At 33.7% G+C, this 21793-nt stretch carries 25 protein-coding genes and 2 tRNA genes; 19 read left to right on the top strand and 8 right to left on the bottom strand.

Translation table 11 applies throughout. The annotated features are described in order from the left end of the window. Window positions 1-28: 28 nt before the first annotated feature. From AAGU07_RS15065 to AAGU07_RS15045, 5 genes are all read right to left on the bottom strand, one after another. Window positions 29-430, bottom strand: coding sequence for an MGMT family protein (locus tag AAGU07_RS15065; RefSeq protein WP_342459911.1), 402 nt, complete (start codon window positions 428-430; stop codon window positions 29-31). Window positions 431-615: 185 nt separating this feature from the next. After that, window positions 616-1965 carry a HEAT repeat domain-containing protein gene (locus AAGU07_RS15060; RefSeq protein ID WP_342459910.1) on the bottom strand — a complete coding sequence of 450 codons (1350 nt, stop codon included), beginning with the start codon at window positions 1963-1965 and terminating at the stop codon, window positions 616-618. Window positions 1966-2749: 784 nt separating this feature from the next. Continuing rightward, on the bottom strand, window positions 2750-3898 hold the full coding sequence (locus AAGU07_RS15055) for an NAD(P)/FAD-dependent oxidoreductase (protein ID WP_342459909.1): 1149 nt from the start codon (window positions 3896-3898) through the stop codon (window positions 2750-2752). A 94-nt stretch (window positions 3899-3992) separates the two neighbouring features. Continuing rightward, a complete protein-coding gene (locus AAGU07_RS15050) occupies window positions 3993-5168 on the bottom strand; it encodes an NAD(P)/FAD-dependent oxidoreductase (protein ID WP_342459908.1) in 1176 nt (391 codons plus the stop codon). Then, window positions 5165-5341: a 4Fe-4S binding protein gene (locus tag AAGU07_RS15045; protein WP_342459907.1), complete on the bottom strand. Its 177-nt coding sequence runs from the start codon at window positions 5339-5341 to the stop codon at window positions 5165-5167. The genes AAGU07_RS15050 and AAGU07_RS15045 overlap by 4 nt, the downstream gene beginning before the upstream one ends. 346 nt (window positions 5342-5687) lie before the next feature. On the opposite strand from AAGU07_RS15045, the gene AAGU07_RS15040 reads away from it, so the two are divergent. The 5 genes from AAGU07_RS15040 to AAGU07_RS15020 all read left to right on the top strand — a co-directional run bounded on the left by AAGU07_RS15040 (window position 5688) and on the right by AAGU07_RS15020 (window position 9205). Continuing rightward, window positions 5688-5770 (top strand) — tRNA-Leu (locus AAGU07_RS15040). Between the two features lie 234 nt (window positions 5771-6004). After that, window positions 6005-6077, top strand: a tRNA-Thr gene (locus tag AAGU07_RS15035). Between the two features lie 144 nt (window positions 6078-6221). Then, the gene (locus AAGU07_RS15030) at window positions 6222-7028 is read left to right on the top strand and encodes a metallophosphoesterase (RefSeq protein WP_342459906.1); all 807 of its coding nucleotides are present in this window, start codon (window positions 6222-6224) and stop codon (window positions 7026-7028) included. A 582-nt stretch (window positions 7029-7610) separates the two neighbouring features. Further along, complete coding sequence (locus AAGU07_RS15025) at window positions 7611-8279, top strand: hypothetical protein (protein ID WP_342459905.1); 669 nt, start codon at window positions 7611-7613, stop codon at window positions 8277-8279. Between the two features lie 8 nt (window positions 8280-8287). Continuing rightward, entirely contained in the window at window positions 8288-9205 is a 918-nt protein-coding gene (locus AAGU07_RS15020) for a phosphate uptake regulator PhoU (RefSeq protein WP_069584184.1), read from the top strand. 48 nt (window positions 9206-9253) lie between these two features. Here the strand turns inward: AAGU07_RS15020 and AAGU07_RS15015 are convergent, their stop codons facing one another. Both AAGU07_RS15015 and AAGU07_RS15010 read right to left on the bottom strand, forming a co-directional pair. Beyond that, a complete protein-coding gene (locus AAGU07_RS15015; RefSeq protein ID WP_342459904.1) occupies window positions 9254-9541 on the bottom strand; it encodes a 2TM domain-containing protein in 288 nt (95 codons plus the stop codon). Window positions 9542-9800: 259 nt separating this feature from the next. Further along, window positions 9801-10586 carry a citryl-CoA lyase gene (locus AAGU07_RS15010; RefSeq protein ID WP_342459903.1) on the bottom strand — a complete coding sequence of 262 codons (786 nt, stop codon included), beginning with the start codon at window positions 10584-10586 and terminating at the stop codon, window positions 9801-9803. A gap of 190 nt (window positions 10587-10776) precedes the next feature. Between AAGU07_RS15010 and AAGU07_RS15005 the strand changes: the two genes are divergently transcribed. The 10 genes from AAGU07_RS15005 (at window position 10777) to AAGU07_RS14960 (ending at window position 18923) form a co-directional block, all read left to right on the top strand. Then, window positions 10777-11601, top strand: coding sequence for a phosphate ABC transporter substrate-binding protein (locus tag AAGU07_RS15005; protein WP_342459902.1), 825 nt, complete (start codon window positions 10777-10779; stop codon window positions 11599-11601). A 141-nt stretch (window positions 11602-11742) separates the two neighbouring features. Next, on the top strand, window positions 11743-12552 hold the full coding sequence (locus AAGU07_RS15000; protein ID WP_342459901.1) for a phosphate ABC transporter substrate-binding protein: 810 nt from the start codon (window positions 11743-11745) through the stop codon (window positions 12550-12552). 455 nt (window positions 12553-13007) lie between these two features. Further along, entirely contained in the window at window positions 13008-13880 is an 873-nt protein-coding gene (pstC, locus tag AAGU07_RS14995; RefSeq protein WP_342459900.1) for a phosphate ABC transporter permease subunit PstC, read from the top strand. A 39-nt stretch (window positions 13881-13919) separates the two neighbouring features. Further along, window positions 13920-14774 (top strand): phosphate ABC transporter permease PstA, encoded by an 855-nt coding sequence (gene pstA, locus AAGU07_RS14990; RefSeq protein ID WP_342459899.1) that lies wholly within the window; start codon window positions 13920-13922, stop codon window positions 14772-14774. Window position 14775: 1 nt separating this feature from the next. After that, complete coding sequence (pstB, locus tag AAGU07_RS14985; RefSeq protein WP_342459898.1) at window positions 14776-15531, top strand: phosphate ABC transporter ATP-binding protein PstB; 756 nt, start codon at window positions 14776-14778, stop codon at window positions 15529-15531. Window positions 15532-15594: 63 nt separating this feature from the next. Beyond that, window positions 15595-16263, top strand: a complete 669-nt coding sequence (locus AAGU07_RS14980; protein WP_342459897.1) for a phosphate uptake regulator PhoU — start codon at window positions 15595-15597, stop codon at window positions 16261-16263. A 46-nt stretch (window positions 16264-16309) separates the two neighbouring features. Then, window positions 16310-16762, top strand: coding sequence for a DUF2226 domain-containing protein (locus AAGU07_RS14975; RefSeq protein WP_342459896.1), 453 nt, complete (start codon window positions 16310-16312; stop codon window positions 16760-16762). Between the two features lie 2 nt (window positions 16763-16764). Further along, window positions 16765-17448, top strand: coding sequence for a phosphate signaling complex protein PhoU (phoU, locus tag AAGU07_RS14970; RefSeq protein WP_069584174.1), 684 nt, complete (start codon window positions 16765-16767; stop codon window positions 17446-17448). 741 nt (window positions 17449-18189) lie between these two features. Next, window positions 18190-18405 carry a helix-turn-helix domain-containing protein gene (locus AAGU07_RS14965; RefSeq protein ID WP_342459895.1) on the top strand — a complete coding sequence of 72 codons (216 nt, stop codon included), beginning with the start codon at window positions 18190-18192 and terminating at the stop codon, window positions 18403-18405. 281 nt (window positions 18406-18686) lie between these two features. Then, entirely contained in the window at window positions 18687-18923 is a 237-nt protein-coding gene (locus tag AAGU07_RS14960) for a PRC-barrel domain-containing protein (RefSeq protein WP_342459894.1), read from the top strand. A gap of 74 nt (window positions 18924-18997) precedes the next feature. Here AAGU07_RS14960 and AAGU07_RS14955 read toward each other — a convergent pair whose 3' ends face one another. Beyond that, window positions 18998-19540 (bottom strand): hypothetical protein, encoded by a 543-nt coding sequence (locus AAGU07_RS14955; protein ID WP_342459893.1) that lies wholly within the window; start codon window positions 19538-19540, stop codon window positions 18998-19000. A gap of 415 nt (window positions 19541-19955) precedes the next feature. On the opposite strand from AAGU07_RS14955, the gene AAGU07_RS14950 reads away from it, so the two are divergent. The 4 genes from AAGU07_RS14950 to AAGU07_RS14935 are packed head-to-tail and all read left to right on the top strand — an operon-like array spanning window position 19956 to window position 21775. Next, window positions 19956-20330: a roadblock/LC7 domain-containing protein gene (locus AAGU07_RS14950; protein WP_342459892.1), complete on the top strand. Its 375-nt coding sequence runs from the start codon at window positions 19956-19958 to the stop codon at window positions 20328-20330. Window positions 20331-20343: 13 nt separating this feature from the next. Further along, complete coding sequence (locus AAGU07_RS14945; protein ID WP_342459891.1) at window positions 20344-20853, top strand: hypothetical protein; 510 nt, start codon at window positions 20344-20346, stop codon at window positions 20851-20853. 60 nt (window positions 20854-20913) lie between these two features. Continuing rightward, on the top strand, window positions 20914-21435 hold the full coding sequence (locus tag AAGU07_RS14940) for a GTP-binding protein (protein WP_342459890.1): 522 nt from the start codon (window positions 20914-20916) through the stop codon (window positions 21433-21435). Beyond that, the gene (locus AAGU07_RS14935; RefSeq protein ID WP_342459889.1) at window positions 21425-21775 is read left to right on the top strand and encodes a roadblock/LC7 domain-containing protein; all 351 of its coding nucleotides are present in this window, start codon (window positions 21425-21427) and stop codon (window positions 21773-21775) included. The genes AAGU07_RS14940 and AAGU07_RS14935 overlap by 11 nt, the downstream gene beginning before the upstream one ends. Window positions 21776-21793: the final 18 nt, after the last annotated feature.

The raw sequence follows: 21793 nt of genomic DNA, 5'->3' as shown, positions 1-21793 counted from the left end.
TTCTACTTTAGTTTTGTAATTAGTTGATTTATTTTTTAATTTTACCGTCTACAATACAGATTCCCTCATTTTCAAGCATTTCTTTCTTCATTTCAGTACCGCCGAAGAATCCACCAACATGTAAATCTGATTTTACAACTCGATGGCAGGGAATTATTATTGGAAGATGATTCCTGCCAATTGCAGTTCCAACTGCTCTGTAAGCTTTGGTTCCAATAGATTCTGAAATCTGTTTGTAGGTTCTAACTTCTCCGTATGGGATTTTTACAACTTCTTGAAGCACTTTACTTTTAAAATCATTCTTATCAGGGATAACGGCGTTAAATTCTGTTTTTTTCCCATAATATGCCATGCAAACATCTTTTGCATAATGTTTATATTCGTCTGATAATTTAAAAGAAGTATACCCCTTTGAAATTTCGTCCAGCACGCTTTTTTCATCTGTCTTTGGAAGAGTTACCTTTAAAATTTTTCCTCCACCAACTGCAACTGCAAAATACAGCTCTCCATCACTGTAGGTTGAAATTATAACCTCTTTAGAAATTTGAATTCCCCCTGTTAGTCAGTGATCTAATGATCTGTAAACTAAAAATAAATTTTTCTATTTATCAAAATTTAAATATACACTCTAAAATTGTCTATTATAAGATCTATGTCTTCTTTAGCCCTTTCAAAACTTTCATGGCCTCCAGAGAACCATAAATAGTACAGTAAATCATCTATTTTAAATGAAATAACCATAATTTTGGTTGGTCCAATATCATTTACATTTTCACCAATTATAGTATGCACATCTATTCCCTCTGCTCTAAATTCAGTTTCAGATAAGATTGTACTGTTTTGAATTATAAAAACATCTCTAATTGTATCTGCAACTTCTTTTGATGTAAGATCACCTACGTTGGTGTTTTTGTTGATGGAAAATGTGATATTACCATTTGCAGAATTTCCTTTAACTATCTTCTTTTTATTTGCAGTGGAAATTACTTCCCATGATCCGGGATAGTCAAATGATATTTCTCCATCATCATAGGTTAGAATCTGCGTTGTATTTTCCATTTCTTTTAATGCTTCTTCCACTTTAACACGTACATAAATATAAGGATCATCTAAAGCCTGAGTTAATGGCTTAAGGGCCTCTTCATCCCCTATTTTCCCAAGGGCTTCTGCGGCTCTTCCCCTAACATATTTATTCCTGTCTTTAGTCCACCCAACAAGTATACTAATCAGGGGTTTTACAGCCCGTTTATCGCCTATTCTTCCAAGGGCTTCTGCAGCTCTTCCTCGAATATGCCAGTCTTCATTTTTTAAAAGATCTATAAGAGGTTCAACAGCAGCATTTTTCATTTTTCCAAGGGCAACCACGGCTTTCCATCTAACGTCATTGTCTTCATCGTTCAGGGCATCCATTAGACTTTCAATTGCTCGTTCATCTCCTATTTTTCCAAGTGCATCTGCAGCATACTTTCTAACGTGCCATTCATCATCACTTAAAGCTTCTATTAGACTATCTACTGCTCGTTCATCTCCTATTTTTCCAAGTGCAGAAGCAGCAAATCTTCTAACTGCCCATCTTTTATCATGTAATAAATAGATTAGGGGATCTACAGCTCGCATGTCCCCAATATTTCCAAGGGCCCACGCGGCTTTCCATCTAACTTCTTCGTCCTTATCATTTAAAGCTTTTATCAGAGGTTCTACAGCTCTTCTATCTCTTAACACTCCCAGAGCCTCAGCTGCGGTTTCTCTTACAGAACCCATAACTGCGTAGTATTCATGCCATTCTTTATATTCAAGAACGTCTATGAGTGGAAATAATGCCATATTATCTCCTATCTTTTTAAGAGCGGCAGCAGCCTCTTTTCGGATATTACAGTCATTAAATTTAAGAGCACTTATTAGGCCTTCAACGTCCCTTGTTTTTTCCAACCGATCTATATTTGGCTTAATTTTACCAATTGCCATGTATAACCTCAAAATTTTTTAACAAAAATTTTGTGCCTTCGAAATCCTCAAAAATCTATGATTTTTGGGCCCTTGAAATTCATAGAATTTCGGGGCATGTAAAAAACTTCGGTTTTTACGGTTGTGAAGCTTGCTTCACAAACACCGAAAATTTTTATAAAAATTTTTGAGTGTTCAGAAAATCGTAGATTTTCTTCAACCTCAAAAATCGAAATCCTTCGATTTTTGGGAGCCCTCGAAAACTGTCAAAATCCTCAAAAAATCTTTGATTTTTTTGGGACTGTCAAACGCGAAGCGTTTGAGCATTGGAAATCAAAGATTTCCAAAGGTTAGAAAATACTACGTATTTTCTAAAATTCTTTGAATTTTGACGCACAGAAAAATGCGAAGCATTTTTCTTTAGCTTCGTTTTCTGGGCCGAGGAAACTTAGTTTCCTCCAGTTAAAAAATGCATAACATTTTTCTAACTCTTGAAACTTAGTTTCATGAGTCTTAAAATCGTAGATTTTGAAGACTTTCAGTTTCGTAAACATCGGAAATTCGCGATTTCTGAAGTTTTCGAAATTCTATGAATTCATTCAATTTTCATGCCATGATAAATAATAAAGTTATTATATGTAATACTTCAACTTTAAATTACAGATGATTCTATTTATGTTCTGGAATAATTTAAATAGATATAGGTATTATTTCATAATTGAATCCTATGTGTATTAGATAGTGGTGCTGATTTAAAACTGTTTGTTTGTATTTTGGATTATGATGATATTATATTTTTATTAAATTAAATAAGCGCCCGTATAAGCTTAAATAGGCTTGGAGATTCTTTTAAAAGCCCAAACCACTCCCTTTTTGAAATTGACCAGATATCTTTGTCTTCTAAGAATCTTGCAAGTGCATTGAATTCATCATCGTTTATTTTGTCAAGAACTTTTCTGTATTTAAGAGACTGGTTAATAATGCCTCCAATTTGATCTTTCCAGCGCTTTTCATATATTTTTAAGAATCCTTCAGATATGTTTTCACTTTTTATGGATTCCGCTGCAACTTCACCAGCTATTCTTGCACTTGCAGCGGTTAAATGGATTCCGCCGCCAGTTAACGGATCTACGTGTCCTGCAGCGTCTCCAACGACCATCAATCCGTTGGCATATGTTTTTTTAATATTGCCTGAAACTGGTACTCCTCCAATATTAAGTTCAACGGGTGTTCCGCCCAGATTTGATATGAATTTATGGAGATAATGATATGCAGTTTCCTTAGTATTTCTAATTCCAATTCCGACATTGGTCACCCCATTTTCATTTGGAAAAATCCAGAGATATCCTCCAGGAGCGACTTTACTTCCGAAATAAAACTGCATATAATTTGGTTCTACATCAATACCTACCATTTTATACTGAACGCAGGAACAGATATCGTTTATTCTGCGTGTTGAATTTAAACCGGCCATTCGCGCTATATTTGATTCTATGCCGTCTGCAGCAATAACAATGTCTGCTTCAATTTCCATGGTTTTACCAAGGTGTTTTGCAACAACTCCCTTAATATTTCCATCTTTAATAATCAGGTCTTTCACTGTAGTTTTTAGCATTATGTCTGTTCCAGCTTTCGCCGATTCAATGGCAAGATGTTTATCAAACACTTTCCTGTCTAAAATAAAACCCCGTTCATTATCAGGCGTCATCTGAAAATGAGTACCATCGGGAGAATAAAGATCGGCCCCTACAATTTCAGAGCATACATATCTCTTGGAAGGCTTTATTCCAACAGTTTCGAAGGTTACTTCATTTGTAGCTTCAGCACACTGGAGAGGAACTCCAATTTCCTGTCTTTTTTCAATCATCAGAACATCTAAATCGTTTTTAGATGCAAAAAGTGATGAAATAGAACCTCCTATACGCCCCCCTACCACAACTACGTCATATTTCATTATTTTAGCTCCATTATATGGATCTTCAATTAGGATCTAATTTTTCAATTATAGGGTATGAATTGATTATCTGGAATTTATCTTTTGATCAGCGTCACAAAAGATCTTTTACAAGCCTTAAAAGGCGCGGATGTTTTCCTAAAAATTTAATAAAGGCTATTTTAGATATTTCTTTCCCTTTACTGTTATTTAGGAATTCTACCAGGGCATTCATTTCGTCATCTGTGAGTTTATCTGCAACTTTCCTGCATTTCAGGGACATCTTTAATATATCCTCGATTTTAGCCCGCCATGCGTCATCATATCTTTTTAAAAAAGCTGCAGAAGTATTTTCTTCTTTTACAGCTTCTGCTGCAACTTCACCTGCTATTCTTGCACATGGGACTGTTGTAAATGTCCCTCCTCCAGTTACAGGATCAATCTGTCTGGCTGCATCTCCCACTACCATAAAACCATCAGTATAAGTTTTATCAATAGGTCCAGATAACGGTACTCCCCCAACATTTAATTCTACGGGTGTGGCATCGAATTTAGATATAAATCTTTTAAGATAATCATAAGCATTTTGTGTTGTGCCTCTTATCCCAAGCCCCACGTTGGCAATCCCTTCTCCTTTAGGAAATACCCATGCATATCCTCCGGGGGCTATTTTTCTCCCGAAGTAAAGATGTACTCTGTCCGGATTAAAATCAGAACATACCAATTCATATTGGGCACATGAACAGATATCATGGGGATTATCTGGTGCCTTGAGCCCTGCCATCTGTGCCATGTTTGATTCAACACCATCTGCAGCTATAACAACATCTGCCTTTATTTCCATTGTTTTTCCCATATGTTTGGCTACTACTCCACAGATCTTGCCGTCTTTTTTCATAAGATTTTTTACTGTGGTTTTAACCATTATATCCGTCCCAACTTTCGCTGATTCAATGGCAAGATGTTTATCAAACACTTTTCTGTCTAAGATATACCCTTTAGCTATGTTTTTGTCTAAATTGTTGAATTCTACTAAATCTTCTGCATTGATGTATGTTTCATTAGGTGCGTGAATCGTACCTGTTCCGACCTCAGTGCATACATATTTAGAGGACGGTTTCATTTCCAGGATCTCGAAGGTAGAATGGGTTGTTCCTTCAGCACATTGAACTGGAACTCCTATTTCCTGACGCTTTTCAATCATTAAAACGTCTACATCATTTTTAGATGCAAAAAGTGATGAAATAGAACCTCCTATACGTCCCCCTACCACAACTACGTCATATTTCATACATTCCCCTCTATGTAGAATGCTCCAAGAGGACATACATATGTGCATCTTCCGCAGTCGTCGCATTTGTTTTTATTTATGATTATTTTGTTTTCTGTAAGTTCTAAAGATCTATTGGGGCATACACTGATGCAAGCTCCACAGCATCCGCATTTTTCAGTGTTGAATTCCATTATTTATCACCGATTTAAGACAGTAGCTAAGAAAAAATAACTATATGTTTAATATTGTATAATTAGTGTATATATACTTTTTTGAGGCTTTTAAATAATAATTGACTCCTAAATTCTTTGCCATATGGAGGTGGAATAAAATTGGGCGAAAATATGATACTCATTTAGAGTGCCGGAATTTTTGGACTCTTATACTAAAAACTTAAATACCAGATTGTTTATTATATAGTGTACCTATGTAATATGGGTTTTAAGTAGAAATGTTGGATTTAATTTTAATGAATTTAACATCACTTTTATTAAAACCGTTAAGGTTATATAGGACATCAAATAATTTCTATGTTATGCAGGGGTGCCCGAGCGGCCAAAGGGGGTGGACTTAAGATCCTCTGGCGTAGGCCTTCGTGGGTTCGAATCCCATCCCCTGCACTTAAAATCTTCAAAAATCATAGATTTTTGAGAGTTAGAAAATATTTCATATTTTCTAAAAATTCAAAGAATTTTTTGTGTTGAAGAAAACTGCGTTTCCTGAACAGAAAAAAACTTTGTTTTTTGCATGTATCGAAAATTAGAGAATTTTCGACAACACTTAATTTAATAAATTAAAAAGGAAATTTAAGTAATAGAACTCTATTTTAATTATAAAAATAAAATAATAAATATGCCCTAGTGGCTTAGCCGGTAGAGCGATGCCTTGGTAAGGCATAGGCCGGGGGTTCGAATCCCCCCTAGGGCTTTAATCATATTATTTTTCTCTTTGACTTAAATTAAAGCAGAAATTAAATGAAAAACTTTACATTTTATTTGGAAAACTAATTCTGGTAAAGTTTATATCGTGGTAAATTTATTTATCAATAATTATCTTTATTAGGTGACAGTAATGGAAAAGAAAATAGCACAGTTATCTGATGTACACTTTGGTGAGAAAAATTTCTCACATGACTTAAAAAATAATCTTTTAAAGCAGCTGGAAGTTGAAAATCCTGATCTTATTATTGTAGCTGGAGATTTAACTACAGAAGGTTACGTCCATGAATACAATGATGCCGCTGCTTTTGTAGATGAACTTCGGGCAATAACAGAAGTCCATATAATTCCTGGAAATCATGACGCAAGAAATGTAGGATTACTACATTTTGAAAAGCAAATTGGTGAGAGAAAATTTTTACATATGGACAAAAGCTGCGGATTTGCCATTTTGGGATTGGATTCATCAGAACCTGATATAAACGACGGGCAGATAGGAACTGATCAGATGGAATGGCTTAAAAGTGAACTCGATAAAATACCAAGTGATATGTGTAAAATAGTAACTTTCCACCATCATTTACTTCCTATACCTCAAACTGGGAGAGAAAGAAATATTTTACTTGATTCTGGAGATTTATTAAGTGTTTTCAGAGATTATGGAGTTGACTTTGTCTTAAATGGGCATAAACATGTTCCTAATGTTTGGATGATAGAAAAAATGGTTACATTAAATTCAGGAACTGCAACAACCAGAAAGCTGAGGGGCCATACTTATCCGTCACACAATCAATTAATCATTAAAGATGACCAGATTCTTGTCAATTTAATAAATACAGAAACAGGATACAAAAGAGAATTAGCTAATTACTCTGTAAAGGTTGAAGAAGAAGAGTATATGATATGTTCATATAAACATAATTCACTACCTGTAGTGTAATTTAAACAAGTAATTTAGTTTAAATTTTTCTTTTTAACCTTTAATTTTGTTATATGGTGAAATAATGCCTTATTTCGTTTTTATGATAATTTACTCTTTTGATAGGAAAGAACAGTAATTTTAAAACATTTGGTACCAATTGGGGTATAATTCTGGAATAATTACTTATTATGGGCTGTAAATACATAGCAATAATTTTACTGTCTTAATTAAATTTCATTATATTTGACGCTTTGAGATTTAATAACTTTTACCCCTAAATTATTTAAATTAACTTGATTTGGGGGCTGTTTCATGAAAGATAAAATAAACACTACTAAAAAGTATTTTAATCAAAACAGCTTTTAAATCAATATATTGATCTTAATATTTTGGGTAAAACATGCAAAAATCTATCGAAATTTATAATTTCGAAGTAAAAATGAAGTTTTTGCATGTTTTAATTTTTGCGCCACTTGAATTGAAAGATTCATATGCCTCAAACATAAACGTGTTTGATATTCTCAAAATTCAAAAGATATATAATAACTAATAAATGTTTTTTTATCAAAAAGGAGAAAATAGAACTGATAATGTGATATAATGTCAAAAATGTTAGATGTCATAATGGCGGGTGTAATTTCAGGAATAGTTGCACTTACTACCACCAAACTTGGAGTAGGTGGAACTGTTATTGGTGCAGTTATTGGGGCAATGCTGTATCAGGTAATGTCTCATTTTATAAAAGAACCGCTTGAAAATGTGAATACAAGAAAAAAGGTACATACAAGAGAGAATGTACATACAAGAAATAATGTAAACATAAACAGGAGTGTAAACACACAAAAAATTGAAACTAAGATAGTTTACGTGTTTCCGCTTATAATTATAGTCGCTGTTGAGTTAATTTATCTATTCTCTTCGGTATACTGGAAACCAGACCAAATTTTCAATTATCTGGAACATGCAACTGATGGAACTCTTTTTAGAACAATTGGTCTTGGACTTCTAATTATGGGGATCTACCCGATAATACAATCGGAGAATATAAAAAGATCATACGGATACATAATATTATCAGTTGGTATAATCAAACTTTTAAATGGGTTTGTAGATACACATTCACCATTTGTAAAATTATATGCGAATCTTTTCGCAGATTTTGGTCTGGTAATTTCGCTTGCAGTTATTGCAGCGCTATCCTATGTGATTTTATCGATAATTCAAGAATCGATAGTAATTAACCGTGAAAAAGATAGTAATACTCATTAGATGATATTATGACTAAGAAAACAAAAAATAGCACTTTAAAAGCGATACTGGATATCATCCTGTATGAACATCCCTCAACTCAGGATGAAATCGCTGAAAAACTTGGAATAACTCGGAGATACGTTACGAAACTGCTTCAACCTCTTATAACTAAGGGGGTTGTAAAGAGGGCATATACTCTTGATTTAAAAAAGTTCGATGAATTTTCAGAAGTTTTTGAAGAAGAAAAAACATCAAGGGAACACGCTGGAACATTATACATCAAAGAAATGATTAAGAATATGGCTAATCATGTTTGTAAACAGCTTGACAGATCCTTTGAAGCGCTTTCAACTTATGATGATGAACTGGCAAGTAAAGCACTAAATATGGATTATATTACAAATAACATGCATGAAAAAGTAAGAACTTCTGTAGACATGGCTTTATCTATGAACCCTTCTTCAGAATTCAGTAAAACAATGGCTTTCAGTGAGGTAGCATATGATTTAGAGCGTATTGGAGACCATTCCTGCCAATTTGCTAATTTTACAATGAAGGAATCATATGAAGTTGATTCTGAAATGCTTTTATATCTGGGGGAAATGTATGAAACTGCAAAGAAAATGGTTAATTACTCAATGGATATTTTCTTAAATGAAAAACTTGAATTAAAGAGTAAAGTAATGGATTACGAAGAAAAAATACATGCTTTGCAGAAAAAAGCATTAAACTGCATCGCAACTCAAATGGCAGAAGCGTCCTTTGATGATACCGAACGTTCAACATATTATCTGTCTTTATCAAGGGTAGTTAAGGCCTTTGAAAGAATTGGAGATATATCTATTGAAATAATAGATGTTTCAAGGGAATTTTATGAAAATATACCCCGAACTACAACTCCTGAAAGATTTAGACGGAATCCTAAATTATCTAATTTAAAATAACTAACTTTTGACAATTTATTTTCATTTAAATTAAAAAAGAGATGTATATTATTCTTTCTCTTTTTCCATGTATTCTTTGATTTTTCGCTCTTCCCATTCTTTAGAGAAGATTCCTCTTTTCATGAAAACTGATGATCCATGTGCAACAAGACCTATTCCCCAGAAAAACGATATAAATAGGAACCACCAGAAACCGGGAGTCGTAAAGAAATTAATGATTGCCAGGAATATATTCACAACGATATAACTAATTAAATGTGAGTAAAAACCTCTCACTTCTTCAACTCTTCTTTTAGCTCGGATATATGCATCTTTTTTGTATGATTCATCAACCATTTTGTAAGCCCCCTCTTTGAATTGTACAAATTATGGAGTAGTATACAACTTATTATATATGTTTTAAGGCATTTAAAGTTTGTTTTAAAAAAAGGGAGTTTATTAAAAAGATTACTTTGCTAAATAAGTTTTATAGCCTGATTAAAAATAATATAATACGTTGTAGGCTAAAAATCAAAATAGGTGCTGGTATTTAAAAATAGGGATTTCTTTATTAAAATGGATATTTAACTGACAAAAGAATGTGATTTTGATAGGGTTATACGCCGTCGTAGTAAATTTCGTCAACTTCAAAAAATTTTCTAAATGGGGATTCTCTTGTATTTTCTTCATTTACATGTGCTAAAATACCGGGTAATCGGCCAATCATAAACATGCCACTTCCAACTGTCCAGTTGAACCCCAGATCTGATAAAATTGCCCCATTGGCCCCATCAATATTCATTCGAATACCTTTTTTTTCAAAGAGCAGATCTTCAATTACAGTGGCAAGTTCAGAATGTTTACCAAAGCACCCGTATTTTTTTGCAAGTTCTATCAGCCTTGGTGCTCTGGGGTCTTCATTGTGATATCTGTGTCCAAAACCACATATTTTTTCATTATTTTTTAAAAAATGGCTCACTATTTCTTCTGCTATTTTGCAGGTATCCTCTTCTGTTCTTTTAATTCCGTCTTGAAGAGTTTTCATGGCATGTTCTATTGCTCCTGCATGGTTTTTACCAAATGCAAGAAGGCCGCCAGCAACGCATGCATGCAGTGGAGATCCTGTAGATGCCATGATCCTAGCAGTCTGTGTACTTGGAGGAGTAACGCCATGGTCACAAAATGATACCAGAACTGCCCCTAGCATTTTGGCTTCGTTTTTGGAAGGTAACTCTCCTTTTATGAGCAGGTGTATCATTTCGGCAAAAGATATATTTCCTATAAGATCTTCCTGTAAATAACCCCTTGTGGTTAATTTATTGGGCTCAACTTTTGTTATGGAGGTTCTCCATTTTAGAGTCCTCGGTTTGAATATATCTTTTAACACTTCTTCCGTTATCATATTGGATATTTATACAATATGAATTTATTTAAATTTAACGCTTTTAGTGCAATATTGGACACATTTAGTGATATTTCAGGGGATAATTGTTAGGGCCTAAAATGGCTTAGTTCCTATAATGTGATAACTTATACACAAATAGGAACCTTTAAATAGGGGGGAACCTTTATTATAGGATGAGGTGAATCAAATGAATTCAAAATATTTGATTGGAATAATAGTAGCCATAGTAGTAATAATTGGTGCTTACTTTGCACTTGCAGGAAGCTCAAATCAACAAACAATACAGATTGCTGGTTCAACTTCCGTACAACCAGTGGCAGAGAAGTTAGCTCAAGCTTACATGGAAAAGCATCCTGATGTTAAAATAAATGTACAGGGTGGAGGTACATCTGTAGGTATCACAAGCGCTCAGCAAGGGACAGCGGATATTGGTACAGCATCTTCCAAACCTAAAGATAGTGATGCACAAGGGTTAGTACAAACTCAAATTGCAAAAGATGGAATTGTAGTTATAGTAAACAACGCTAATAAGGTTAGTGAACTTACAATTAACCAGACAAAAGATTTATTCAGCGGAAATATCACCGACTGGAGTAAAGTAGGCGGCTCATCAGGTACCGTCAGTGTTATAACCAGAGAAGATGGTTCAGGTACCAGAGATGGATTCCAGAACATAGTAATGGGCGGTAAAAACGGAACTAAAATTGTAAACAATGCAATTGTTCAGAGTTCAACAGAAGCTGTTTTACAGGCAGTTAAAGGAAACCCTGACGCTGTTGGATACATATCTTTAGCAAGCCTTAACGGTGATGTTAAAGCAGTTACAATCAATGGAGTAGCTCCTTCAGAACAAACAGTCAGCGACGATACTTACAAAATAGTAAGGCCTTTCATTTTCTTAACTAAAGGTGAACCTACTGGCATCGTTAAAGACTTTATAGACTTTACAATGAGTGCTGAAGGTCAAAAAATAGTTAAAGAAGCTGGAGCAGTTCCAATGACTTCTAGCTAAGTGGTTTTTAAAACCACTATTTTTTTGTTTATTTATAATTTAAAGGCATGAAAGAGAAGTTTATCATGTAAATTTGATTCGTTGCTTCATCACTTCATATTTAAATACTCCAAAGAAGAAGAGTAACTCAAGGTGATGAACATGAATCGGAAATACAAGTATGGAATAGTAATTGCCATCATTATAATTATCGCTTATCTAACAATTATCCCATCAAGTCAATATGAAAGAATACAAATTGCAGGTTCTACATCGGTACAACCTGTAGCTGAGGCATTAGCTGATGCTTACATGGAAAAGCATCCTAACGTTAGAATAAACGTGCAGGGTGGAGGATCCAGTTTAGGTATAAGCAGTGTTTCACAAGGTATAACTGAAATAGGTACAAGTTCAAGAGATTTAACGCCACAGGAAAAAGAAGGGCTTATAGAATATGAAATAGGAAAAGAAGGTATTGTCATCGCTGTTAATAACAACAACAATGTAACTACATTAAGTACCGAACAGGTTAGAGGTATCTTCAACGGTGCTATTACAAACTGGAATCAGGTTGGAGGATCCGACACACAGATCCATGTTGTAACCAGGGAAGAAGGATCAGGTACACGGTCATCTTTTGAGAATTTAATAATGAACGGTACAAAAATCAAGTCTGATGCAGTGGTCCAGAGTTCAACTGAATCTGTTAAACAGGTAGTTAAGCAGGATCCAGGTGCAATTGGATTTGTTTCATTAGCGCATATGAGCAGTGATGTTACAGCTTTAAAAATTAATGGAATTGGCCCTTCAACACAAACCGTGGCAAATGGATCTTATAGACTACAAACAGCATTCCTTTTTGTGGTTAAAGGGGAACCACAGGGAACAGTTAAAGACTTCATCGACTTTACATTAAGTCCTGAAGGACAGGCTATAGTAAAGAGCCAGAATATTGTTCCTGTTAATATGTAAATTTGCACGGTAATCTGGAATGTACTTACAAGAAGTTTGTAGAATACTAAAAAAAATTAGAATAATAGTCAAATTTATTTAAGTTAGATTCCGAGTTGAGGAAAATAGCTGTATTTTCCGAACACAAAAATTGGAAATTTATGAGGTTGAAGGAAAAACTATGTTTTTCCTGAACATTTGAAAATCTTTGATTTCCAATGTTTGAAAATCAAAGATTTTCAACCGTGAAAATTTTCAATTTTCACATGTCCCAAACGCAAAGCGTTTGAGGACCCAAAAAACAAAGCCAATAAAAATCTTCGATTTTTGTGGCGTCAAAATTGAAACTTACGAAACGAAGTTTCGTGCTCCAAAATCCTCAAAAACCATAGGTTTTTGGGAGTTAGAAAATATGAAATATTTTCTAAAATTCAAAGAATTTTAAGAGATTTTAACAGTTTTTTGAGGTTGAAGAAATGAAGAAGTATGAAGAATTTCTAGTGGAAAAAGGGCTTTTCATAATGGCCATTTTGTCCATTGTAGTGATAGTTCTGATCATAGGATTCATATTCCAGCAAGGTTTCCCAGCAATGGACCAGATTGGAATCTTGAAGTTTATATTTGGAATGAATTGGTCGCCTTCTGATGACCAGTACGGTGTTTTTGCAATGATCATTGGATCATTGGGTATAACTGCCCTTTCACTGCTATTTGCAGTGCCATTATCCTTGTGTTGTGCAATCTTTCTGGCAGAACTTGCACCTCGTACAGTGAGAAGGATTTTAAAGCCAGTTATTGAAACTCTTGCAGGTATACCTTCTGTTGTATACGGATTCTTTGGGCTTATAGTACTTGTCCCAATTATGAGGGTATATTTTGGGGGGACTGGTTTTAGCATGCTTGCAGCATCTTTAATTCTTACAGTAATGGTTCTTCCGACTATAATAAGTATATCTGAAGACGCACTAAAATCTGTTCCTGTAGAATATAAAGAAGCATCTCTTGCACTTGGTGCAACTCACTGGCAAACAATAAGAAATGTTATTTTCCCAGCGGCTATTCCTGGAATTATAACCGCAATAATATTGGGAATGGGTAGGGCAATTGGTGAAACACTCGCAGTAATTATGGTTGCAGGAAACGTCGCACAGATTCCAAACTCAATATTTGACCCGGTAAGGGCGTTAACATCAAACATAGCCCTTGAAATGGGTTATGCAACAGGATTACATTACAGCGCACTGTTTGCAACAGGAATAGTTCTGTTTATCATGATAATCATCCTTCTCATAATAGCTAACTACTTCCACTACAAGAAGAAGGTTGTAATTGGGGGAGGGTACTTATAATGCTTAATCAGGATTTATACAGCTATTTAGGTGATTTAAATGCTAAATATTAAAATCATGTCTCCTAAAATGTCACAAAGAATCATGAAAGGAGTTTTTTGGGCATCAGGGATATTAACAGTTATTCTATTGCTCGTTATTATAGGTTATATACTTTATAAGGGGTTGCCAGTTGTAAACTTGAGTTTCATATTCAGTAACCCTATAGATTCTGGTAAATCTGGAGGTATATTCCCAATGATAGTGTCAAGTTTATATGTGACATTTCTAGCAGTTGCTGTTGCAACTCCATTGGGTGTTGGGGCAGCAGTTTACCTTTCAGAATATGCTGGAGAAAATAATCTGGTTAAACTAATAAGATTTGGAGCAGAAACACTGGCATCTATTCCTTCAATTGTATATGGGCTATTTGGGCTGGCATTTTTTGTTGTCTATCTTGGACTCGGGTGGTGTGTACTATCTGGTGGTTTAATACTGGCAATTATGGCGCTCCCTACAATATTACAGGTATCTGAAGTTTCACTGGAAGCTGTACCTGCATCATACAGGGAAGGAAGTCTTGCAATAGGTGCTACCAAGTGGCAAACAATTTATAATGTTGTTCTGCCTGCAGCAGTTCCGGGGATTACTACTGGTGTGATACTTGGACTTGCAAGGGCTATTTCAGAGGCAGCTGCAATTATGTTTGCAGTAGGTGCGGCACTATCTGTTCCTATTTCCATTTTTGATCCAGCAAGGCCTCTTCCACTGCACCTTTATATTTTAGCAACTGAGGGTATATCCCTTGACAATGCATATGGAACTGCAGCTGTACTGGTGCTTATAGTTCTCATAATAACCGTTGTTACAAATACATTAGTTGAAAGATACTCTAAAAAGATGATGGGGAGATAGAATGGATTATCGAATTGAAGTTGAAGACTTAAACGTTTACTTTGACGAAGCACATATTTTAAAGGATATCAACATTAAAATCCCTAAAAATACTGTTACTTCACTTATAGGACCTTCTGGTTGTGGAAAATCAACATTTGTACGTACTTTAAACCGTATGAATGACCTTATTGATACATTCAAATTGGATGGAAGTGTTCTTTTAGACGGCCAGGATATTTACGATCCAAAGTTAGATGTGGTTGACTTAAGAAAAAAGGTAGGAATGGTATTTCAAAAGCCAAATCCGTTTCCAAAGTCTATATTTGACAATGTAGCCTATGGTCTCAGGGTACATGGAATTGAAGATAAATCAGTACTGGCTGAAAGAGTTGAAGAAAGTTTAAAAGGTGCTGCACTGTGGGATGAGGTCAAGGATAAGCTGGATAAATCAGCTATGGGACTTTCTGGAGGTCAGCAGCAGAGACTATGTATAGCAAGGACCATTGCAGTAAATCCTGAAGTTATATTAATGGACGAACCTGCATCAGCACTTGATCCTATATCAACAACAAAAATAGAGGACTTAATTCACAAACTGAAAAATGATTACACCATAATCATCGTTACACACAACATGCAGCAAGCTACAAGGGTTTCTAAATACACAGCATTTTTCTTACATGGAGAAATCGTAGAAAGCGGACTCACCGATAAAATATTCATAGAGCCTGAAGATAAGCGTACAGAAGATTACATAACTGGTAGATTTGGTTAAATAAATTTTTTATTTAATTAATGTGCCCATCTCTTTAATGGGATATGCACTAAAGGTGAAGCAATGTATGGGATGATACTGGAGAATAAATTAAAAAAAATAAGCGGTGATCTTTTAGATTACAGCAATGAAACAGTAGATATGATTAAAAATTCTACTGGCAGTTTCTTAAAGGAAGATATTGATTTAGCAAAAGAAACAATTGAAGCTACCAGTGAAGTAAACAAAAAGAGCGAGTATATTGAATATGAATGTTTGAAAATACTTGGATTACATCAGCCAGTTGCTAGAGATTTAAGACTGGGGGCTGCAATTTTAAGAACATCTACTGAACTTGAGAGAATAAACACTCTCTCAGCATATATATCCAGATACGCTATAGATGCAGCAGAAAAAAGTTCAGATTCATACAAACCGCCCCATATTAAATTCATGTCTCAAACAGTGCAAAACATGCTAAAAGATGGAGTTGGATCACTTTTAAGTGAGGATATACAGCTTCTGAAACGTTCAACTAAAAATTTCGTTGCTCTTCAGGATTTTTATAATCAGATGTTTTTAGAATATGGTGATGACAATTCTTCAACTGCTGCAATGTACTCAATCCTTATTGGAAGGAATCTCTTAAGTATGGGGCATCATATAATGGGGATGGATGACAGGATAGCTTACTCTATAATAGGAATGAAGGTTGTACACCATAAAGTATTCTACAATGTATTAATGAAGTAAAAATTAATATTTAAAAATTATACAAAAATAGTATGTGATGATTTAGATGTGGCTCCCATCAGATGAACCTAAGAATAAACTGTGTGGAAACAAACTTGATAAATCATATCTACCTTTATCAGGTTATATGAGAGTTTTAAATGAAAATTATGAGTCTATATTATTTTTAAGCGATGATCTAGTTGTAGGTGCCTGGTATCTAAATGCTAAATCTTTAAATGAACTTTATGAAAACGATGCAATGGAAAAAGTTAAAATCCTCGACGAGTCAAAAATTGAGATATATGAAACAGGTGAAAAACTGTTTAAAACTATTCTTGAATTGAATGAGGAGTGTAAATTATCATTACCTATACGTATTGATATGTTTTGGGATAAAATTGGCTTAAATACCACCGATTCTCGTGAAGAACTGTTGTCTAAGTATAGGATAAATGAACTATCTGTAATGGATGTGGATAATTTAATAAAAGATTATAAGTCCAAGACGGAGGATTAAAAATGGAAAGAAAAAAATATCCCAGGATACTGTTTCGAAAAAGGCTAAAAGAGCTAAAAGAAGATGTAAATGAAATTGGACAGATAGCAATCCAGGCACATAAAGATGCAATCAAAGCTTTTAATGACTATGATAAAGATCTGTTGGATGGCGTTATTAAATCCCGTGATAAAATAGAAGAATTGAGTTTTCATTTAGAAAGGAAATGCATTAGTATCATTGCTTCAGAACAACCCGTTGCAATGGATTTAAGATTTATTGAAGCATGTATTAAGGTTGGTAGTCACTTGAAGAGGATAGGCAGCTTATCAGTAAATATTGCTGAAGCCGCTAAAAATTTAAAAGGTGAAGAAATTCCAGCGAGGTCTATGGAAGATCTTAACCATATGGCTAACCTTGTGCAGATGATGCTCAGCAAAGGTTTATACTCATTTATCGATCAGAACATGGACATGGCAAGAGAACTGAGGCATGATGACGATAAAGTGGATGATTTATTTGATCAGTCCCTTGAGAATGTTACAAGCAGTATGTTTCAAAATAAGGATTCTATATCCTATATGATATATTTATTGTTCATTGCAAGATTCCTTGAACGAATTGCTGATCGTGCGGTAAGTCTAGGGGATAGAACAATATTTATGATAACCTGTGAAAAACCTAAAAGACTTGAATTAAAAAAATAAGACCAAAAAGAGTTTTTTTCTGTTTAAATACATGTGCTTTAGGCACATATTTCCTTTTTTTCTATAACTTAATTTACACCAACTATATGTAAAATAGGCTCTTAAATGTATTTATTCTATAAATCAATCATCTAAACTAGTAATTTTTATTGTTTTTATTTAATTATTTACTGTATTTATTTAAATGAGGACAGTTTGTTAATTTAGAATAGGGTTATGTTAAATATACTAATTATTAAGTCATAATGTGTGGTAAAAATACTGAAATTTGGAGTATATCCTTTTTTTATTGTATTCTAATTGATTTAATATTATAAGTAGGATAATAATGGATTTTCATTGATTTAGTATTTAATATTAAAAGTGGAGTATGCAGCGATCTAAAAATTTTTATTATACTAACTATAATACAATAATTACAATTTATTCATACAATATGTTCTAATCAACAAAATTTATATATTGGAGTAAGACATACACTTCAAGTGTAAAATAAAACACTAAAAGTGAATAAATGATAGAGGTTACAAACTTTCAAAAGCTTTGCTTTTGCAGGCTTTTAAAATTCAGAGAATTTTGATGCAGCAAAAACGAAGTTTTTGCAGGCTTTTAAAATTCAGAGAATTTTGATGTTGAAGGAAATCGAAGATTTCCTGAACCGCAAAATCACAGATTTTGCAGGCAGCAAAAACGAAGTTTTTGCAGGTTGCCAAAATACATATTCCAAATGTGAGGATTGATATGTTGATGTTCAAATGGAAAAATGAGGAGTTAAGGCGCGAATTAATGATGAACACATTAGATTATTTAAGCAGAAAACGAAACGCGTCTATTGAGGAGTTAGCTGATTATACTGGCCAGGAATATGCAATAATAGCTCAATTAATGCATGATTTGGAAAATAAAGGCCTTATAAAATCAGAAACAGTTTTTAATTTAAAGAATGAGTCAAAATAATAAGACTCTAAATCTTGTTTTTTTAATCTTAATTTAAGAAATTTTAACACGTCTAGTTTTTATAGAAATAGGTATTTAAATGCTTTTTTTACAAATTAAATGAATTTTATTTATCTAATTTCGTTTAGGTATAATTTATAACAAAATATATTACTAATTTTAAATATAGTAATAATACAGTTCAGTTATTCCATTAAATTTTTTGAAAATAGGGTGAATTATTTCACTGGTTTTGATAGCCAGTGATTATAGTTCTTTGTTATGAGTTTGAGGTGATTTAATTGAAAGTAAAAGATGAATTAATTGGAAAAGAAGTTTTAGATGCAAAAGGCCACGAACTTGGTAAAGTGGACGATGTTGATGTTGATTTTGACTCCGACAAAATAGATTCTATTATTCTTCATGAAGGAGGACGCCTTAGAGGAAGAGATAGGGTTATTCCTTACAGCATGATTGAAACCGTAGGCGAAAGGATACTCTTAAAAAAATCTGGAGAAAAAAGTAAAGGAATGATGTAAAATATTAAAAAGTAAATTGAATCCACTTACTTATTTTTTTTAGCGTCAATAAAATTAAATTATGAGTTTAGTATTTAATCCACTTTTTTTAAATGTATTTTGCTGGATTTTCCTACTTTAAACTCATTTATTTTATAGTGTTCACCTGTAATATCCTCTATTCCGGCCCTGGTAATTATTGTAATTGGTTGAAGATATTCGGTTAACAAGTTTTCCACCATATTGGGTTTGTCATCTATAGTATAACTCTTTAAATAGATTTTCAAGTCATCATTATTAATATGATAATCTATATTTTCTACATATGTTGATTTAGTACTAAACTGATTTAAAATTTGATTTGTAGATTCATTAGCTGTTTGGAAATCTATATTCTGAAAATTCTGCTTCCATTCATCCCATATCAGCTTACCTACGAAACGGCCAAGGGAATTTGTTCCATTTTTTAATTGAATAAGATTATTATATTTTAACCATATTTCCATAGCTTCAGCCATTGCTTTGCTGTACCATCCCTTTTCAAATTTGAATTTTTGAGAGGCAACCTTTTTGAATTTATAATCTAAGTCCTGAGGTACAGATACTGTTGCTCTTTTTAGATCGGTAAATTCATTCATAAGATCACTTTAAATAACAAGTTTTAATCACTGAATCAAAATATTTTAATTAGTTATTCTTTGAATTAAGTGTATTGCTGTAATTATATGGTTAATTGCATCAAGTATAAATATTTTTAATTAAATTAATATATTACTTCTATTATTACATATTTGGGTAATACTAAGATTTTTACAGTTAAATTGCTGATTTTTAATTATGGTATTTATACTTTTCGCAAATGCACATTGTCTCATATATGATAATAGCACATATTCACACTTTAAATAATTATTTCCTTTAATTAAAGTAATCATCGATACATACAGCGGTATGACTATGGAATTTAAATTAATCCATACTTTTGCGCTGCAGATTAAAATAAAAAGGATAGGAATTGGATCTAACAAAAACAAAAATTGAGGAGAATTTAATATGGGTATTCGTGAAGACGTAGGTGGTATTTTAAATGAGCTTATGGAAAGAGCTCCTGGTGATGTTACTGGTGCTGCTCTTTTAAGGCCAGATGGTTTAATGATAGCTTCTGTTTTACCACAAGATACTGATGAGAAACGTTTAGCTGCAATGGGTGCGGCAATTGTAGGTACTTCTCAAAGGACTTGTGATGAGTTAAGCAGAGGAGATCTAGGTGAGATCATAATTGAGGGAAGTGTTGGTAAGGCTACATTTTCTTTTGCAGGTAGTAAAGGTATTTTAGCTGTACTTTCGCCTAAAGAAGTTAATCTTGGGCTTGTACTCATGGAAGTAGAAAGAACAGCAGATAAAGTAAGAGACGTAATGGAGAAATAAGAAGGGATTTTAAATGACAGAAGATATGAAGATGGATACAGTGGTAGCGCTGCTCCGTGATCAGCCAGATCCTATAAATGTTTTATACGCAGCATCATTAATGGGGCTAACTAAAGGTCTCTGGAAAGTATCAGGGGCAGGTTCTGCAGGAGTTACTAGGGCTTTTGGAGAAGATATATGGCATCTTATTAAAATAGGATCAACTATGCTTAAAGTAGATCAAGATATAAGCAGTCCCCAGAAAGCGATGGAATTTTACGACAGTTATCTCATTGGACGTTTTAATGTAGCTGATAGTATGGATTATGATGTAACGGATAATAGCATAGAAATTACTGTTAAAAACTGCCGTGCTCATCATTACACGGACTATCTGGAAGAAAATGATGTCCCTCGTTCTGTTGGATGTCCATTGGCTTTGGGATGTGCAGCTATGATGGAAGAAGTTACTGGAGATCCTTTCATAGTTGACAGTATAGACTCTAAAGATGGAAACAGTAAAATTGTCCTGAAAAAATTTTAGGGATCTAAAAAATTTGAGATATAAATTGTAGCAAACATAGAAAAGGGGCGTTAATAGTTAATGGCAGCGGGATCTATCCTTAAAGTAGTTGTATTCGGTGCTCTTAATGCAGGGAAAACAACATTTGTCGAAAAATTAAGCGGGCAAGATCTGCTTCTTAAAGGAGACTTTAATAGCATTACAACCAGCTTTGATTTTGTCCAGATTGAACAACAGGGATTCTTAATACAGTTATTTGCAAGTCCCGGACATAGGAGATTTTCTTTTATGTGGAACACTCTTGCTACTGGAATGGACGGAGCTATACTCCTAATTGACTCTACTGTAGGGATATCACCCGTTGACCATGAACTCGTAAAGTTTATAACGGGATATGATGTACCTTATATAATTGCTGCCAATAAAACGGATATTTGTGAAATTAAAGACTCTCAAATTAGGGAAGAACTTAGTATACCTGACGAAATTCCAGTGGTTAACACGTCAGCACTTGAAAATCAAGATCTTGAAAATATAATGGGCAGTCTTATAGAAAATATTGAAAGAAAATTAAATAGTTTGGGTAAATCCAATGAAACTTGAAACAAATTTCGAAAAAGCTTTAATTTCTATAAATAGGATAACTGGGGTAAAAGAATCTATTTTAGCAGGATTAGATGGTATTCCTGTAAGTAAATTAGATGAAAATACTTCTATTTTGAGCGCTACAACTGCTGCAGCACTTGGTGCAGTTAGAGAAATGATTAGAAGTATTAGTTATGGTAATTTAGAGAAATTAATTGTTGAAACAGATTCGGGAAAGATTATTATAGAAGAATTTGGAAACAAGCATGTTATAATAGTATTAACAGAAAATAATGCTAATATTGGAATGATCAGGGTAACTCTTAAAAAAGTAGTTAGGGATTGTGCTGATAACTAACCTGTTTATAGCATCTCT

The organism is Methanobacterium sp. (assembly GCF_038562635.1).
Classification (GTDB): domain Archaea; phylum Methanobacteriota; class Methanobacteria; order Methanobacteriales; family Methanobacteriaceae; genus Methanobacterium_D.
Note: the sequence above shows the minus strand (reverse complement) of the source record. Positions and strands in the feature narration are given on the sequence as shown.